Genomic DNA, 17202 nt, shown 5'->3' with positions numbered 1-17202 from the left:
CTCAGCTTATATTGCGACTATTTTCCCATATCCACACCACGATGTTTAGACAATAATGACAAGATATGGCTTACGTGCCCGCGTTATTACCCTTACCCTCGCGCCAACGTTAATTATCGGATTACTTTTAAGTGCGTTTTTCTCTTTTAACCGTTACCACGATTTAGAGACGCAAGTGGTTAATTCTGGTCTGAATATCGTTGAACCTTTGGCGATTGCGAGTGAAGAGGGCTTAAAAAAGAATAGTCGAGAATCGGTACGCCGCATCATCAGTTATGCGCACCGTAAAAATTCTAAATTTGTTCGCAGTATCGCGGTGTTTGATTACAACCACGAACTGTTCGTCACCTCCAACTTTCATCCTAATTTTGAATCCTTAACATTCCCCAAAAATGAGCCGATTCCATTGTTAGTCAGCGCGGCTCAACAGGAAAACACACTGATCCTGCGTGCGCCAGTCATTCCGGAGTCGGGGCTTATTGCAACTTCCGAGGGGCAAGATAACACCCCAGCCCTCGGTTATATTGCCGTTGAACTCGATCTATCATCGCTGCGCTTGCAACAATATCAGGAAGTCTTTTCAGCAGTATTGGTTCTGTTTGTCGGCTTAGGTCTGGCGGGCGTATTTGCGTATCGCTTGATGTATGACGTAACACGGCCGATCTCGCATATGAAGAACATGGTCGATAGGATTCGTCGCGGCCACTTAGATGTTCGTATCGAGGGAAAAATGCACGGCGAACTGGATTCGTTGAAAAACGGTATCAACGCCATGGCCGTTTCGCTGTCTGAATACCATGTTGAGATGCAGCACAGTATTGACCAGGCAACCTCTGACCTACGGGAAACCTTAGAGCAGCTCGAAATTCAGAACGTTGAATTGGATATCGCCAAAAAGCGTGCGCAAGAAGCCGCGCGGGTAAAATCTGAATTTTTAGCCAATATGTCGCACGAGTTACGTACACCATTGAACGGCGTGATTGGCTTTACCCGTCAGATGTTGAAAACGCAGCTCACCAATAGCCAGATGGATTATCTGCAAACTATCGAAAAGTCTGCCAAGAACTTACTCAACATCATCAATGACATTCTCGACTTCTCGAAACTGGAAGCCGGTAAGCTGGCGCTAGAAAATATCCCGTTTGACTTCCAGGAGTCGCTAGAGGAAGTGGTGAGCCTGCAAGCCACCAGCGCGCACGAGAAAGGGCTCGAGCTGACCCTGAAGATCGATCCTAAAATCCCGCCGGGCTTGGTGGGTGACTCACTGCGTATTCAGCAAGTACTCACCAACCTAGTCGGGAACTCGATTAAATTTACCGAACGCGGCAACATCGACATCAGCGTCGAGCTACGTTCGCAAAAAGAGGATATGGTCGAGCTACAGTTTATGGTACGAGATACGGGTATCGGCATTTCCGAGCGCCAACAAGCGCAGCTTTTCCAAGCGTTTAGTCAGGCAGACGCCAGCATCTCTCGCCGCTATGGGGGAACTGGTCTAGGCTTGGTTATCACCCAAAAACTGGTCAGCCAAATGGGTGGTGAAATTAGTCTAACCAGTCGCCTGCACCAAGGTTCAACGTTCTGGTTTACGTTGCGTCTCCACGCGACAGATATGCCAGTGTCGGAAATCATCGATACGCAAAGCTTGATGCAAAGAACCCTGCTATTAGTCGAGCCAAATATGCAAGCCGCGTCGATCACGCAGCAAATTCTGGCTCAGGAAGGTTTGGTTGTGACCTATCGCTCTTCGTTACCGGAAGAGGTCGAAAGTTTCGATTATGTGCTCCTCAACCTTGCACCAAACCAAGAGCATGACATTGACAATGTAGAGCCTAAAGTCGAACAAGCGCTTCGCTGCTCACCGCATGTGGTGGTGGGAACACCAAGTACCACGTTGGCCCTGTCGGATCACCTGATTCAGAAGTATCAGATCCACTGCATTACTAAGCCGTTGTCACGTAAGCGTCTGCTACAAACGTTATCTGCCAACCAAGACCACTTACCTGCGTTGCCAGTTGTCGTACAGCAGAGCGAAACGCTGCCTCTGACTGTCATGGCGGTCGATGACAACCCAGCAAACTTAAAATTGATCAGTGCGCTACTGCAAGAGCGGGTCGAAAAAGTCATCACTTGCACCAACGGTTTAGATGCCGTCAAACAAGCGCAATCCCAGCTCTTTGATATCATCTTAATGGATATCCAAATGCCGCATATGGACGGTGTTACTGCCTGCGAAGAGATCAAAAAGACGGAATTAAACGCGCATACCCCTGTTATTGCTGTTACTGCTCATGCCATGAGTGGCGAGAGAGACAGGCTGCTTAATGCAGGGATGGATGACTACCTGACCAAGCCCATTGAGGAACATGTGCTGCAACAAGTGCTGGTTCACTGGAGTCCTCATACGGATGCAGAAACCATCGAGAAAATCGCACCATCTTATATCGAGCAAGACGATGACAAAGTGCCGGCGCCAGCTTCACCGATTCAGAAAAATATCAGTATTGACTGGGACGCAGCACTGAAGCAATCCGCCAATAAAGCCGATTTAGCCACAGATATGCTCAAAATGCTGGTCGATTACATTCCGGAAGTGGAAGAAGTAGTCGAGCAGGCGCTTGAACAAGAAGATTTTTCTCGTGATGAGCTTATCCATGTGATTCACAAACTTCATGGCAGCAGCTCTTACTGTGGAGTGCCTATTCTAAAAAGCTTATGCGCGACACTAGAGCAATCTTTACGCTCTGGTGCCAGCATTGAAGATATTGAGCCGGAAATGTTTGAGCTACAAGACGAGATGACCAAAGTGATCGCCACGGCCAAACTCTATTTGTAGTAACGCTATTACGTAGTTTCAACAAAAAAGGAGAGCAAACCATGGTTCGCTCTCTTTTTCGTCTTAGCCACAAGAATATTTAGAGGTATGTGAGAGTCTTGACGTTACTCTCAGGTTGATAAAACTGGTAATCATTTTTGCTTGCCTGCTTAACCGCATACATCGCTTGATCTGCTTGGTGTACCAATTTTTCGATATCCACTTCTTGAGCAGGAACAACCGAAATGCCCACACTACAGCCTATGCGACAAGTATGGTTTTGATAGTAAAAGGGCATGTTCCCTAAGACCACTGCCTCAGAAGCCAACTCTTCGAGCAAATCCTTATCATTGTTTTGCAACGCGAGGTAAATAACAAACTCATCCCCACCGATACGGCCAACGACACCGGGTAGACGGCTCTGCTCTTGTAACTCAGAGAAACGCGTCGCGATATCTTTTAATACTTGGTCCCCCGCTGCGTGACCATACTGGTCATTAACCTCTTTAAAGCCGTCTAAATCGACCAAAAGTAACGCAATATACTGGTTTGATGCCGACACTTGCTCTATATACTTTTCACAACCCAGTCGGTTTTTTAAACCGGTCAGTACGTCCTGTTCAGCCAAGTTTCGGTAATATTGTTCCCAATGTTCCAATTGCGATCTTAAGCCACGCTCGCGCTCTATCGCACGACGTGAGTTATTGATAAAGGTATTCACGCTGTGCACAACTACACCCAGTTCATTGTCTTTATTTTTGGTTTCAATGGGGATTAACTGAGTATGCTCGGGCGTCGCCGATTTTAGTGCATTCGATAAGTTGGTCAGTGGTTTACCCACGATACGTTCAAATATCCACACTAATGCAATCACCGTAACCAAAAACTGCCCGACAGTGAACGCCACTTGCTTTAACACCATCGACAACGCTTTTCGCTGTAACGCCGAATGATTATTGTGGATATACAAGGTAGCGAAGGGCTCGCCATCCGTTGGCGTGTACAAACGGTATTGATTCGAATGCTGCCAGAGTAATTTTTCGTCTTGGAGCAAGCGATTTGAAGAGAATAAAATACCATCATCGCTTTCCAGCCTGACTGCATCAATCTCTTCATGCAGCAATAATGACGAGATCACCTCGTCAGCGATCTCTTCGTTATTGACGTAAAGTGCTATCGCGGCGGAATTCGATAATGACAACACCAGTTTTCGCTCAAGCTCCTGATGATTTTTATCAGCTTGGGAAAAGCCCATTGGTATCATTATCATTAATATACAAACGATGTATAACATCACCAAACCAGAAACTATCTTGAGTAGCCTGCCTGATAACGACTTCAGTTTTGGTTTATTCATTTATATGTAATACCACTCTGATTCCAGAGTTATTGGGTGGTTTTTCTAGCATATAACCTATTGCTTGTGGGTTTTGTTTGAGCTTTTCGACCAGCTGAACGCGAGATGCAATGCCTTCTGGAGCTCGCATACGCCCAGAAAACTTAAGCTTAGCCCAATACGCATTAACTTGGCTGATTCGCATGTGAGTCGTACTTTCAAAAAAGCGACGCCTTTCCTCTCCAGCGCGATCTAATACCTGGTCGATATAGAGCTCCCCAATACTCTTTCTGCGCCCTAAATAAACATCTGCAATATCTTCAATATCGACACTTTGGATTGGGCTATTCTGGTGCACCACGATATAAATATCAGCACAGGCAACATTGGCAACAAACAACAATAGAAGGCTTAAATACTTCATAAGGCCCCCTAAAAAATAAAATTCATGTTAAGGGTGTAGACTTGTGCGTCACGAGATTTATCGATCCCTTCCCCCGATGTTGCCCACAGCCCATAACCATAGGGATCAATCTCTACATGATCCATTTGCGCTTTTAATGCCAGATTAGGCAACAGATCCCACCTAACGCCAACGGAATAGGTAGACTGGTCTATACGAATAGAATCAATGCCGAGCAGCGCACCTTGTTGTAATTGAGCCAAAGCGGGGTTTAATGCCCCCCAATCACTGCTTGAGTTATAACGGGAGTTAGATTGTTTAACACGACCATACATCGCATAAGGCGTTATGTTGTCAAATGCTCGGCCTAACAATGCATAACCACCCACGCCTTGGGGAATGGATTCTTGATCCGCGGAAATTTTAAAAATCTCCGACTCAAAACACCATCGACCATCAAAGTAACTTGCAGCGGCTTGCAGATAATTGACTGGCTCATTATTCACGGTTAGGTAGTCATACACCTGCTGTGCATCAGCGCTAATACCGGGAACGCCTAAATCGGCCACCCCTTTAACTTGCGCGTGTAAGGATGCAAGTAGCTCATCGTGCTCCACGCTTAAACCGCCCACCTGAGCATACGACAACTGCCACTGCCACTCATCCTGATCCAATGCCAGTGATAAGCTCAGCACGTCATCCAATTTGGTTCGGTAGCCTTGATTAGCCGCCGCGAGCTCGCCGGTTTGCTTGTTTTGGCCATATTCAACAGTGGCACTCCAGTTAAAATTAGGGTTGTTTGAAAAGTAACTGACCCCTACCCCATCAAGATTGTTAAAAGACACACTGCCATATAACTCTTGAGGAGGACGAACCCATAAGTGGGCATAGTCAATATGACGACTATCGGCTGCAGCATAAGCACTGATCCCAATGCGGCCAGCACGAAAGCTCCAGTTGGCGCTCGGTGTATAACGGACAAAAGCAAGCTCGGTAATATCTTCCAGATCGTAATCGACGCTATTGTTAAGAAGCACCTGTGCCGTGGCAGACCATTGCCTGTTGAATGTAGCGTCGACTTGCAAACCCAGATTGGAATCACTCATGAAGGTGCCGTCATCATCAGGGTCGGCAGTTTGAGTGTTATCTCTGAGGTAGGCGATGTTATCTTCACTCTCATAGGTATAGCCCAGAGTGCCGAAGCCGGACACCGACCATTGAGCAGCTTGGCTATAAGTACTAGAAGCGAGAAGAGTCACGAAAAGAACACTGCGCGCAAACGAAATCGTATTATTTTTCGGCATAGACCTTAGTCCTTTGCAAATACGTTATTATTTTTAGTTTTATTTATTGCATGTTACTTGTACTAGCAGATATATCATTAATTGCTAACATGCAATACACCTAACACCAAAGTATGAAATTAGACATAAAAAAAGCGACTATACGTCGCTTATTGTTCCAGGATTACTGTCGCCATTGCATAGTGCCGCTCGTCGGATATCGACAAATGAATATGTCGTACCCGTTTGCTTTGCGCGATTTCAAGCGCTTTGTTGGACAGGGTCAGTATAGGAGCGCCATAGTCATCGTTGGAAATCGAAAAGTCATGAAATGTCACCCCCAACGCGATTCCGGTACCTAACGCTTTTGACGCTGCTTCCTTGGCAGCAAAGCGTTTGGCTAAAAACCGTCCCTGCTGCTTAAGACGATGAAACTTTTCTAGCTCATCTTCCGTTAAAATGCGACGAGCGAAGGCTTCACCCGTTCGAGCGAGTGCTTTCTCTACCCGCTCGATCTCAGCAATATCGGTCCCTAATCCAACAATAGCCATCGTCGTTACTTACGCGCTTCAACCATAAGTGCTTTCATATCAGCAACGGCTTTACCTAGACCATCAAATACGGCTCGGCCAATGATTGAGTGACCAATGTTCAGCTCATAAATTTCAGGAATAGCCGCAATTGCTGCCACGTTGTGGTATGTCAGACCATGACCCGCGTTAACCGTAATACCAAGATCAGCAGCATAGCTTGCCCCGGCAGAAACTTTCTTAAGCTCGTTTTGTTGCTCCGCCTCGGTTTCTGCATCGGCGTAATGGCCTGTATGTAACTCAATAAACGGTGCGCCACACTCTTTCGCTGCGTTAATTTGTTCTCGGTCTGCGTCGATGAATAGAGAAACTTTAATGCCAGCTTCGGTCAGTTTTTGCGTCGCCGCTTTTATTTTTTCTAGCTGGCCAGCTACGTCCAAACCACCTTCTGTGGTGAGCTCTTCACGTTTTTCAGGCACCAAACAAACATATTCAGGCTGCGTCTTTAGCGCGATTTCAACCATCTCGTCTGTCACTGCCATTTCTAGATTCATACGAGTCTGAAGCGTTTCACGAAGAATGCGAACATCTCGGTCCAAAATATGACGACGGTCTTCACGTAGGTGAATCGTAATACCATCCGCGCCGGCACGCTCGGCAATTTCAGCTGCGTGTACAGGGTCTGGGTATTTTGTGCCACGTGCGTTACGTAAAGTCGCGATATGATCGATGTTAACACCTAGGTAAATTGAGCTCATTTTCCAATACTCCGTGCTCTGGGAACCATAGACAAAAATAGTTCCCTGCTTTTTAAGGGTTTGCCGCCAAGATACGGCTTTAAGGCTATGCGTGTAAAGCGTTTTGCCGCTTTAAGTTGTTCTTTTGTGGTAAACCTACGTTCGCTGATAGCAATCAACTCGTTGCCCAAAAACGTCAGGTTATCTCTGCGAACCGAGGCAATAAATCCTTTTTGCTCTCGATAGCGATAAGTCATCTCTGGGTCAATAGGTTCGCCCGTTCCGGCACAATGAAGAAAGTCCACTCCGTATCCCATCGCCGACAGCATTGCGAGTTCAAAACGGCGAAGTGCTGGTTCCGGATTATCCGCCTGGGCAAGTTCTGTCAATGCATGCAGGTAATCATGAAAAAGCGCTGGCATGGCAACTTCTGCCACTAGGACTCGACCAACCAGTTCATTGATATACATGGCAGAATAAAGGTTGATCCCCATGAGCGGCAAGCCAAGGCTAATCGGTTCGGCTTGCCTCAGCGTTTTCATTGAGCCATTACCCGACCACTTTAGCAATAAAGGCGTAAAAGGTTGTAATGCACCTTTCAAATTTGAGCGCTTGCTTCTCGCCCCTTTCGACATCAGTGTAATGCGGCCGTATTCCTCGCTGAACACGTCGAGGATTAAGCTCGATTCGCTATAAGGGCGACGATGTAAAACAAAACAACGCTGTAAGCCTTCAGAAGACATAGAATGTGCCAGAAAAATGTTACTAAAAAAATAAGGAGCCACTTGGCTCCTTATTTCGTGTGATGAGGAGCGAAGCTAACTGCCCCGCATTCCTTATAAATCGTCAATGTAACCAAGAGAGCGAAGAGCACGCTCATCATCAGCCCAGCCAGATTTCACCTTCACCCAAGTTTCCAGGTAAACCTTGCGACCAAATAACTCTTCCATATCGAGACGCGCTTCGCGACCAATAGTTTTGATCTTCTCACCGCCTTTACCAATCACCATTTTCTTCTGGCCATTGCGTTCAACTAAGATCAACGCGTTAATGTGGAAACCATCCGTTTCTGGGTTGTAGTCAAAGCGCTCGATCTCAACAGTTACCGAATAAGGCAGTTCTTCACCAGTAAAACGCATCAGTTTTTCACGGACAATCTCTGACGCCATAAAACGTTGTGAGCGGTCTGTTACATACTCTTCTGGAAAGTGGTGCGTCGCTTTGGGCAGATGCTCGCGCACGTGCTTGCGCAGTACATCAATGTTCTTACCATGTTTCGCTGAAATCGGCACAACATCAACAAAGTCCATCTTCTTCGACATGTCCATCATGTGTAACATGACTTCATTACGGTCTTGGACATTATCAACTTTGTTCACACACAGCACGACTGGGAAATTCGACTTTTGAAGCTTAGTCAGTACCATTTCGTCATCATTTGTCCAGTGAGTACCATCAACAAGGAAAAATACCAAGTTAACATCACTCAATGATGAGTTCGCCGCACGGTTCATCAAGCGGTTGATCGCGCGTTTCTCTTCAATATGCAAGCCTGGGGTATCCACGTAAATCGCTTGGTAATCCCCTTCGGTGTCGACCCCCATAATACGGTGACGAGTCGTCTGTGGTTTACGAGATGTAATCGAAATTTTCTGCCCCAGAATACGGTTCAGAAGGGTCGATTTGCCGACGTTTGGGCGACCTACAATCGCGACAAAGCCACAATGCTGGTTCTCAGGTGAGCTCGCTGGCTCATTGCTTGATGAGAAAAACGCATCGATATCAAATTCATTGTTGTCTGTTGAATCAGCCATTGGTTAATTGCTCCAGTGCTATTTCCGCAGCCGCTTGTTCTGCCTTGCGGCGGCTGGTGCCTTTACCAATTACAGGATCTCCGATACCTGCAACTTCACACGCCACAGTAAATTCCTGGTTGTGTGCTTCACCTTTAATATTAGTCACTGTATAAACAGGCAGTGGCTTTCTTCGGCCTTGCAGGAACTCTTGAAGACGCGTTTTCGGGTCTTTCTGAGAAACACCTGGTTGAATTGCTTCAAGACGCTGCTTGTACCAGCTAAGAATAATGCCACGAACCATTTCAATATCACTATCTAGATAGATAGCGCCAATGATGGCTTCAACTGCGTCGGCAAGAATAGAGTCACGACGGAAACCGCCACTCTTCAACTCACCTGGACCTAATTTTAAGTGATCTCCTAGTTCGAATTCTCGACCTAGCTCCGCCAATGTATTACCACGCACCAACGTTGCGCGCATGCGGCTCATATCCCCTTCATTTACTTTAGGGAAGCGATGATAAAGATCGTCAGCAATGACAAAACTTAAAATTGAATCGCCCAGAAACTCAAGACGCTCATTGTGTTTACCGTTAGCGCTGCGATGAGTCAGCGCTAAGTTGATTAGCTCAGCATCATTAAACTGATAGCCGAGCTTTTTTTCTAATTTTGCGATAGGAGAATTCATGCTCTCTCGATTTATTTAGTTAATACCACCGATGCGGTTGAAACGCACACCAGTTGGGATCCAAGAAGGTAGAACACTGTTAGCATCACGCTCAAACTCGAAGCTTATCCAGATGCCTACTGCTTTTCCTACCAAGTTTGCCTCTGGTACAAAGCCCCAGTAACGGCTATCTGCACTGTTGTCACGGTTATCACCCATCACAAAGTACTGACCATCTGGTACAACCCACTCGTTCACTCCGCTACGAGGATGATACGCTTGAACGCGATCACGACGCAGTGGGTTGACTAGGATTTGGTGGCCAACTTCACCCAATTTTTCATCCATCTGAATCAATGAAATGCCATCCTGAGGAAACGGGCTCTGTTCTACATTAGATAATTCTACCGGTTGGCAAACGCTCTCGCCCGCCGATTGAATACAAATTTCTTTACTGCTGTTGTAACGAACCGTATCACCTGGCAAACCGACGACACGCTTGATGTAATCAATGTTTGGCTGAGGTGGGTATTTAAACACCACAATATCGCCACGCTCTGGCTCACCAGTTTCCACCAGCTGAGTACGCCACACTGGGTCTTTTAGGCCATAAGCGTATTTCTCAACCAGAATAAAATCCCCGACCAATAATGTTGGCATCATCGAGCCAGATGGAATTTGAAACGGTTCGTAAATAAAAGAGCGCAGCACCAACACGGCAGCAATCACAGGAAAGATAGAAACACTGTTCTCAATCCACCATGGCTGTCTTTTCACTTTCTCTAGCGTAGCTGCATCAAGACCTGTTGTTTGAGCTTCTACTTCAGCAATCTGAACTTTGCGTTTTTTCGCAAAAACCAATTTCTCTAAAGCCCATACGATTCCCGTAACAAGTGTGACGATAACGAGGATCAGTGAAAATGTGTTCGCCATTGACTTCCCTTATCTTAAAAATACGAAAGTGAAAGAGCCGAAACCCTTTCACTTAAATGATGTTATTATTGAGCAACACTCAACAAATTAATCTTTACCAACGTGCAGAATCGCAAGGAACGCTTCTTGAGGCAGTTCTACGTTACCGATCTGCTTCATACGCTTCTTACCTTCTTTCTGTTTCTTCAGAAGTTTCTTCTTACGGCTCACGTCACCACCGTAACATTTCGCGATAACGTTCTTACGTAACTGTTTAACCGTAGAACGCGCGATGATGTGGTTACCAATCGCTGCCTGAATCGCAATATCAAACATCTGGCGAGGGATGAACTCTTTCATCTTCTCTACCAACTGGCGACCACGAGACTGAGATTGGTCTTTGTGTGTGATCATCGCTAGCGCGTCAACCGTATCACCGTTCAGAAGTACATCAACGCGAACCATGTTGGACGCTTCAAAGCGTTGGAAGTTGTAATCCAGAGACGCATAACCACGTGATGTCGACTTCAGACGGTCAAAGAAGTCCAGTACTACCTCTGCCATCGGAATATCGTAAGTCACAGCTACTTGGTTACCGTGATAAACCATATCCACCTGAGTACCACGTTTTTCAACACACAACGTGATAACGTTACCTAGGTATTCTGAAGGTACTAAGATATTACAGCGAGCAATCGGTTCACGAATCTCTTCGATATCATTGACGGCTGGCAACTTCGCCGGGCTGTCCACGTACAGCAACTCACCATCCGTTTGTTCCACTTCGTAGACTACCGTTGGTGCCGTCGTAATTAGATCTAGATCGTATTCACGCTCTAGACGCTCTTGGATGATTTCCATGTGCAGCATACCAAGGAAACCACAGCGGAAACCAAAACCAAGTGCTGCCGAGTTCTCTGGCTCATAAAATAATGATGCGTCGTTCAGACTTAGCTTACCTAACGCATCACGGAAGTTTTCATAGTCATCTGAAGAAACAGGGAACAAACCAGCATATACTTGTGGTTTTACTTTCTGGAAGCCTGGTAGCGGTTCTTCACAACCATTTTTTGCCAGCGTCAGTGTATCACCTACTGGTGCGCCAAGAATGTCTTTAATACCACACACAACCCAGCCTACTTCGCCGGTATTTAGCTCTGTAGTATCAATTTGTTTTGGTGTGAAGATACCTAAACGATCGACGCCCCAAACCTGACCAGTGCTCATCACCTTGATCTTGTCATTTTTCTTCAGTACGCCGTTTTTGATACGCACTAGAGAAACAACACCTAGGTAGTTATCAAACCAAGAGTCGATAATCAGAGCTTGAAGAGGTGCTTCTGGATCGCCTTCTGGTGCTGGAATTGCAGAAACAATGTTCTCTAGAACATCGTCGACACCGATACCCGTTTTCGCGGAGCATCGCGTCGCTTCCATCGCGTCGATACCGACAATTTCTTCAATTTCTTCTGCTACGCGTTCTGGATCCGCAGCCGGAAGGTCAATCTTATTCAGGATTGGCACAACCTCTAGATCCATTTCAATCGCGGTATAACAGTTAGCTAGAGTTTGAGCTTCTACGCCCTGACCCGCGTCAACCACCAGCAGTGCACCTTCACATGCTGCCAGAGAGCGAGAAACTTCATAGGCGAAGTCTACGTGTCCAGGAGTATCGATGAAGTTGAGCTGATAAGTTTCACCATCTTTTGCGGTGTAGTCTAATGTCACACTCTGAGATTTGATGGTGATACCACGTTCGCGCTCTAGGTCCATTGAGTCAAGAACCTGAGCTGCCATTTCACGGTCGCTTAAGCCACCACAAACTTGGATCAAACGGTCAGATAGGGTCGACTTACCATGGTCGATGTGGGCGATAATCGAAAAGTTACGAATGTGCTTCATGATTTGGTGTGACTAAACTCTTTTAAAATAAGGAAAAAAACATACCCACAATGACATAACATGGGTACAGAAAAGCCGTCGTTTGACGGCATTTCAATCAAGTTGGCAGATTCTACCCAATTTCTAGGCACTACGCACTAGCTAATTGGTTCTCCCAAGATGCGCAGCAAGGTTACTTGCCTTGATGAGAGGTCCTCAAATTTAACCGCTAAGACTTTGGCTAAATATATCCCTGCTGCTACAAATATAGCAGAGCATAGAATGACAAGCCCTTCACCGCCCCCTAACCAAGGAACTAGAGCCCACTGGGCCAACGTTGCTCCGATGATAAGGGCAAACAGAGGAATGAGATACACAACTGCTGCCGACTGAAGCAAGCTCTTTTCGGGCAAGCCAATTTCAACCACCTGCCCTTTTTTTACCGCTTTAGACGTCACCAAGTGCCAATGCAAAGATTTACTGCCTACTGCTTTGGAAACAATACCAGTGCCACAGCTTTTCTGAGAAGAGCAGCTATTGCAGCTGGTTTGCTGCTCACAGTTCAACTCAACCTCAAAACCTGCCGCACTCTCTTTGACGTCTGAAACCGTCGCCAATGCCGTCATCATCGGGTTGTACTCACTGTTTGAGAAATCACCACAGACTGTGCAATACGTTTGGCTGTTGCAGGCGGAATATCACCAATCACAGATATTTCTAGATCGCCAGAAACCAAACTGTGCAGTGTTCGTCTGCCTTGTCGAATCAACTGACCTTTGAGCGATAAATTATCGCTGTCCGCCACGTACACAGAAAAGTTAAATAATCCATCACTGTACATTTGGCTTTCGACCATGCGCTCCGTATTCGCCATACGATAACGGTTTAGCTCTTTCGCTTCAAAGCCATTAGGAATCCAATTCACTCGCCAATACGACTCCGTTACCTGCCCTTTAGGCAAAGACAGAACTTGCGGTAATTTGACATCGTTTAGTGCACTTAGAATATCCACCACTTGGTCACTAACGCTGTAGGAAATCGTTCTAAACTGCTCTAACACTTCACCATCGCGGTCGATCAAATCTGCTCGCAATGGCAGCTTGTTCTTCTCGTCAACCCAAACAACGTAGGAATAACGCAAACCGTCTTTGGGCACTACGCGTAAGACCTGACAAGCTGACCCAGCTTCACGAGCTCGGCCAAGCGGAATGAAGTCGTAGTATTCACTGAGATAATCGACATCAGCGTTTAGGAACGGAATAATCGGAGCGACCATGCTGCCAGATTCAATCGTAAATGGCTCAATACCCGGCTCGATATAACTGACTTCAGTCCCACGTCGAATGACCTCACGAATAGGGCCACTCAAATACACCAGGTGCTCTAACTGCTGCTCCTCCAACACCGCGTGTCGGTATAGCAAAGGTTCGATGCTATTCTTTTCAATTAAGATATAAGACAGCTCAAAGTTGAGACGCTGACTGGCTCCGTTCATTTGATGCAACAAAGCCTCTGCAGCGGGTTTATCTGCAAAGGCCGGAGGCATATTTAAACTGAGCAGTGTCAGCGCACTGATCAGGAGTTTCTTCATTCAACTACCGTTTCTGGATGTTCATTATGTCCAGTACTACTTTCACTGTTTAAACGCAGTTGTAGTTCATAATCTTGAAGCATCGCATTAATTCGATGACGCTGCTCTTGCACGTTAGCATTATTCTGGTTTTGATGTTCCAGAGATTCGCGAGTCAGGCTTACTGGTTCTGCGCTACCAGCAAAAGGAACGGTCTGTAGCACTGGAAGCTGATTAGATTCCGGCGCCGCAGGGTTACTGCCACCATATTGCTGCACACCGAGTATTACAACCAGAGAGACGCAAGCGGCGACCGCGACCTGTCCAAACTGTGTTAGCCAAGCAGGCAATTGACGACGGGCTTGCGCTGGCGTCGGCTGAGACTCCACTCTCGACTCCAAGTCAACCACTGACCGTTGTGAGCCAATTGCCGAATGAGCAGGTTCATTTTCGAGCGCCAAGGCGACACTTTCAGCAATATTCCACTCCGGTTTTTCCGGCGCATCACCTCGCATTACGTCACCAATCAAGTGGTAACTTTTCCAAGCTTGCTGGCTATCTTGATCGTGTTCCAGCTCATTAATTAAAGCTTTGTCGATCAACTCTCCATCCATGAGTGCTGAAAGTTTCTCTTTGTCAGCCATTATTTTCACCATAAATGTTGCTGGTATTAGCGTTGTAAAAGAGGTTGTATTTTCTTCTCAACCGCTTCACGTGCTCGGAAGATACGCGAGCGTACCGTTCCGACTGGGCAATCCATTACTGCCGCAATTTCTTCGTAGCTTAAGCCATCCAGCTCTCGCAGTGTCATTGCAGTTTTTAAATCATCAGGCAGTGCTTCAATCGCACTGAAAACTACGTGTTTCAATTCTTTGGACAACGTTAAGTTCTCAGGGTTCGAAATTTCTTTTAACGCACTACCCGTTTCGTAATATTCAGCTTCTTCAGTGTCTACATCCTGCGCTGGAGGCCTACGCCCCTGTGCCACAATGTAGTTCTTAGCAGTATTAACCGCGATACGATACAACCAGGTGTAAAAGGCACTTTCACCTCGAAAATTAGGAATTGCTCGATACGCTTTAATAAATGCTTCTTGTGCTACGTCTGGCACATCGCCGGGGTTATTGACGTAGCGAGAGATAAGGTTACAAACCTTGTTTTGATATCGCATTACCAATAGATTAAATGCTTGCTTATCTCCATTCTGAACTCGCTCAACTAATACTTGATCGGTCAGCTGCTCGTTCATTCGAGCGGGTACTCCTATTGTTCTTCGCTACATACCTTGTCAGATATGAGCATTAATTATGCAAAATGTAGTATTGACACCACTGCTTACTTGAGCACTATTGTGACCTAGCAAAAAATATAAAGTTCAAACTTTCTTTACACTTAATTTTAGCAAGTAGTTGAATAAATACCTTCTGATTCGAATTGTGAGGACGTAGGTCAACAAAAGCAATGTTATTTACAAAGAATTGCATGTGAGCAAGTGCTATTATAGTGAGCTGACTCTGAAATATTCAGGGCCATATTTGCCATAGGCAAAGTGGTTAAGAGTGGGATAGCTCTTGGTTCGACGCACCTAATCACCCTTAATTTAGGGCTGCTGCGTGCATCGAGATAATTTAACTCGGGAATTTAAAAGTTTTATGAACGCAAACCGTGAACATCAATGTGATGTGTTAGTGGTAGGTAGTGGCGCTGCAGGGCTATCGTTGGCGTTACGTGTAGCAGAATACGGCAAAGTCATTGTATTGAGCAAAGGCCCTCGCAACGAAGGGGCTACTTACTATGCTCAAGGCGGTATCGCCGCAGTCTTTGACGAATCAGACAGTATCGAGTCTCATGTCCAAGATACACTGATTGCCGGGGGCGGCATTTGCGAAAAAGAAACCGTTGAGTTTATAGCTCAGAATGCGAAAAAATGCGTTCAGTGGCTTATTGATGGTGGCGTACCTTTTGACCGTGAAGAAGATGATAATGACGAAGAGCCGCGTTATCACCTAACCCGCGAAGGTGGTCACAGTCACCGCCGCATTCTTCACGCTGCTGATGCGACAGGCATGGCAATGCAAACCTCATTGCAAGATAACGCACACAACCATCCAAACATCACCGTATTAGAGCGTCACAACGCGCTGGATCTGATTACTGAAGACAAAGTAACAGCAGGTGGTGACAGCAAGAAAGTGGTCGGGGCTTATATTTGGAACCGTAACGAAGAGCACGTTGAAACCGTGCGCACTAAGTTTGTGGTTCTTGCAACTGGCGGTGCCTCAAAAGTTTACCAATATACTTCAAACCCAGACGTTTCTTCTGGTGACGGTATTGCGATCGCTTGGCGTGCAGGTTGTCGTGTGGCAAACCTTGAATTTAACCAGTTCCATCCAACGTGTCTGTTCCACCCTGAAGCCAGAAATTTCTTGCTGACTGAAGCACTCCGTGGTGAAGGGGCTTATCTGCGCCGACCAGACGGCAGCCGATTTATGCCGGACTTTGACGAGCGTGGAGAACTGGCACCTCGTGACGTTGTTGCACGCGCGATCGACTTTGAAATGAAGCGTTTAGGTGCGGATTGCATGTACTTAGACATCAGCCATAAACCAGCGGACTTCATCGAGAAACACTTCCCGACGATTAATATGCGTTTACTCGACCTTGGCATTGATATGACTAAGGAGCCAATCCCAATCGTACCAGCCGCTCACTATACATGTGGCGGTGTGATGGTTGACTTCAAAGGACAAACAGACCTTTCTCAGTTGTATGCTATCGGCGAAGTAAGTTACACCGGACTTCACGGTGCAAACCGCATGGCTTCTAACTCGCTGTTAGAGTGCGTGGTATACGCGTGGGCGGCATCAAAAGACATCCTCAGCAAACTAAAAGATGCCGAACTGCCGCCTAGCCTGCCTGCATGGGATGAAAGCCAAGTTAGCTGTTCAGATGAAGAAGTCGTCATCCACCATAACTGGCATGAGTTACGCTTATTCATGTGGGATTACATGGGTATTGTGCGCACTGATAAACGCTTAGAACGTGCGCTACGCCGTATTCAGTTATTGCAACAAGAGACACACGAGTATTACAGCAATTTCCGTGTATCTAACAACTTACTTGAGCTGCGTAACTTGCTTCAGGTTGCCGAACTCATGGTTCGTTGTGCTATGGAGCGTAAAGAGAGTCGTGGTTTACATTACACGCTCGATTATCCAGAACCGGCAGAAAACAGTGGCCCAACTATCCTGGTTCCGGAACAACTGAAATAG

The 17202-nt window shown here is 46.3% G+C and carries 16 protein-coding genes; 2 read left to right on the top strand and 14 right to left on the bottom strand.

What is annotated here, in order from left to right:
• Window positions 1-55 precede the first annotated feature (55 nt).
• The gene (barA, locus tag VNE01S_RS04505) at window positions 56-2836 is read left to right on the top strand and encodes a two-component sensor histidine kinase BarA (RefSeq protein ID WP_053396612.1); all 2781 of its coding nucleotides are present in this window, start codon (window positions 56-58) and stop codon (window positions 2834-2836) included.
• Window positions 2837-2915: 79 nt separating this feature from the next.
• Here the strand turns inward: barA and VNE01S_RS04500 are convergent, their stop codons facing one another.
• From VNE01S_RS04500 to rpoE, 14 genes are all read right to left on the bottom strand, one after another.
• Entirely contained in the window at window positions 2916-4070 is a 1155-nt protein-coding gene (locus VNE01S_RS04500) for a GGDEF domain-containing protein (protein ID WP_306304696.1), read from the bottom strand.
• A gap of 94 nt (window positions 4071-4164) precedes the next feature.
• Entirely contained in the window at window positions 4165-4575 is a 411-nt protein-coding gene (locus VNE01S_RS04495; protein WP_053396610.1) for a hypothetical protein, read from the bottom strand.
• Between the two features lie 8 nt (window positions 4576-4583).
• Window positions 4584-5858: a hypothetical protein gene (locus VNE01S_RS04490; RefSeq protein WP_053396609.1), complete on the bottom strand. Its 1275-nt coding sequence runs from the start codon at window positions 5856-5858 to the stop codon at window positions 4584-4586.
• A gap of 149 nt (window positions 5859-6007) precedes the next feature.
• Window positions 6008-6388: a holo-ACP synthase gene (acpS, locus tag VNE01S_RS04485; RefSeq protein WP_053396608.1), complete on the bottom strand. Its 381-nt coding sequence runs from the start codon at window positions 6386-6388 to the stop codon at window positions 6008-6010.
• A 5-nt stretch (window positions 6389-6393) separates the two neighbouring features.
• Window positions 6394-7125, bottom strand: coding sequence for a pyridoxine 5'-phosphate synthase (pdxJ, locus tag VNE01S_RS04480; protein WP_053396607.1), 732 nt, complete (start codon window positions 7123-7125; stop codon window positions 6394-6396).
• Window positions 7122-7847, bottom strand: a complete 726-nt coding sequence (recO, locus tag VNE01S_RS04475) for a DNA repair protein RecO (protein ID WP_053396805.1) — start codon at window positions 7845-7847, stop codon at window positions 7122-7124. The genes pdxJ and recO overlap by 4 nt, the downstream gene beginning before the upstream one ends.
• Window positions 7848-7940: 93 nt before the next feature.
• Complete coding sequence (gene era / locus VNE01S_RS04470; RefSeq protein ID WP_053396606.1) at window positions 7941-8918, bottom strand: GTPase Era; 978 nt, start codon at window positions 8916-8918, stop codon at window positions 7941-7943.
• Window positions 8911-9588, bottom strand: coding sequence for a ribonuclease III (gene rnc, locus VNE01S_RS04465; protein ID WP_053396605.1), 678 nt, complete (start codon window positions 9586-9588; stop codon window positions 8911-8913). The genes era and rnc overlap by 8 nt, the downstream gene beginning before the upstream one ends.
• Before the next feature lie 15 nt (window positions 9589-9603).
• The gene (gene lepB, locus VNE01S_RS04460; RefSeq protein WP_053396604.1) at window positions 9604-10500 is read right to left on the bottom strand and encodes a signal peptidase I; all 897 of its coding nucleotides are present in this window, start codon (window positions 10498-10500) and stop codon (window positions 9604-9606) included.
• A gap of 87 nt (window positions 10501-10587) precedes the next feature.
• Entirely contained in the window at window positions 10588-12381 is a 1794-nt protein-coding gene (gene lepA / locus VNE01S_RS04455) for a translation elongation factor 4 (RefSeq protein WP_053396603.1), read from the bottom strand.
• 137 nt (window positions 12382-12518) lie between these two features.
• Window positions 12519-12989 (bottom strand): SoxR reducing system RseC family protein, encoded by a 471-nt coding sequence (locus VNE01S_RS04450; protein ID WP_053396602.1) that lies wholly within the window; start codon window positions 12987-12989, stop codon window positions 12519-12521.
• The gene (gene rseB, locus VNE01S_RS04445) at window positions 12986-13951 is read right to left on the bottom strand and encodes a sigma-E factor regulatory protein RseB (RefSeq protein WP_053396601.1); all 966 of its coding nucleotides are present in this window, start codon (window positions 13949-13951) and stop codon (window positions 12986-12988) included. Before rseB ends, VNE01S_RS04450 begins: the two co-directional genes overlap by 4 nt.
• The gene (locus tag VNE01S_RS04440; protein ID WP_053396600.1) at window positions 13948-14574 is read right to left on the bottom strand and encodes an RseA family anti-sigma factor; all 627 of its coding nucleotides are present in this window, start codon (window positions 14572-14574) and stop codon (window positions 13948-13950) included. The genes rseB and VNE01S_RS04440 overlap by 4 nt, the downstream gene beginning before the upstream one ends.
• A 26-nt stretch (window positions 14575-14600) precedes the next feature.
• Complete coding sequence (rpoE, locus tag VNE01S_RS04435; RefSeq protein ID WP_053396599.1) at window positions 14601-15179, bottom strand: RNA polymerase sigma factor RpoE; 579 nt, start codon at window positions 15177-15179, stop codon at window positions 14601-14603.
• A 403-nt stretch (window positions 15180-15582) separates the two neighbouring features.
• On the opposite strand from rpoE, the gene nadB reads away from it, so the two are divergent.
• Window positions 15583-17202 (top strand): L-aspartate oxidase, encoded by a 1620-nt coding sequence (gene nadB, locus VNE01S_RS04430; protein ID WP_053396598.1) that lies wholly within the window; start codon window positions 15583-15585, stop codon window positions 17200-17202.

The sequence above is a fragment of the Vibrio nereis NBRC 15637 genome (assembly GCF_001591105.1).
In the GTDB taxonomy this organism is placed as follows: domain Bacteria; phylum Pseudomonadota; class Gammaproteobacteria; order Enterobacterales; family Vibrionaceae; genus Vibrio; species Vibrio nereis.
The sequence above is the reverse complement of the archived record's forward strand: the minus strand, read 5'-3'. Positions and strand labels throughout refer to the sequence as shown.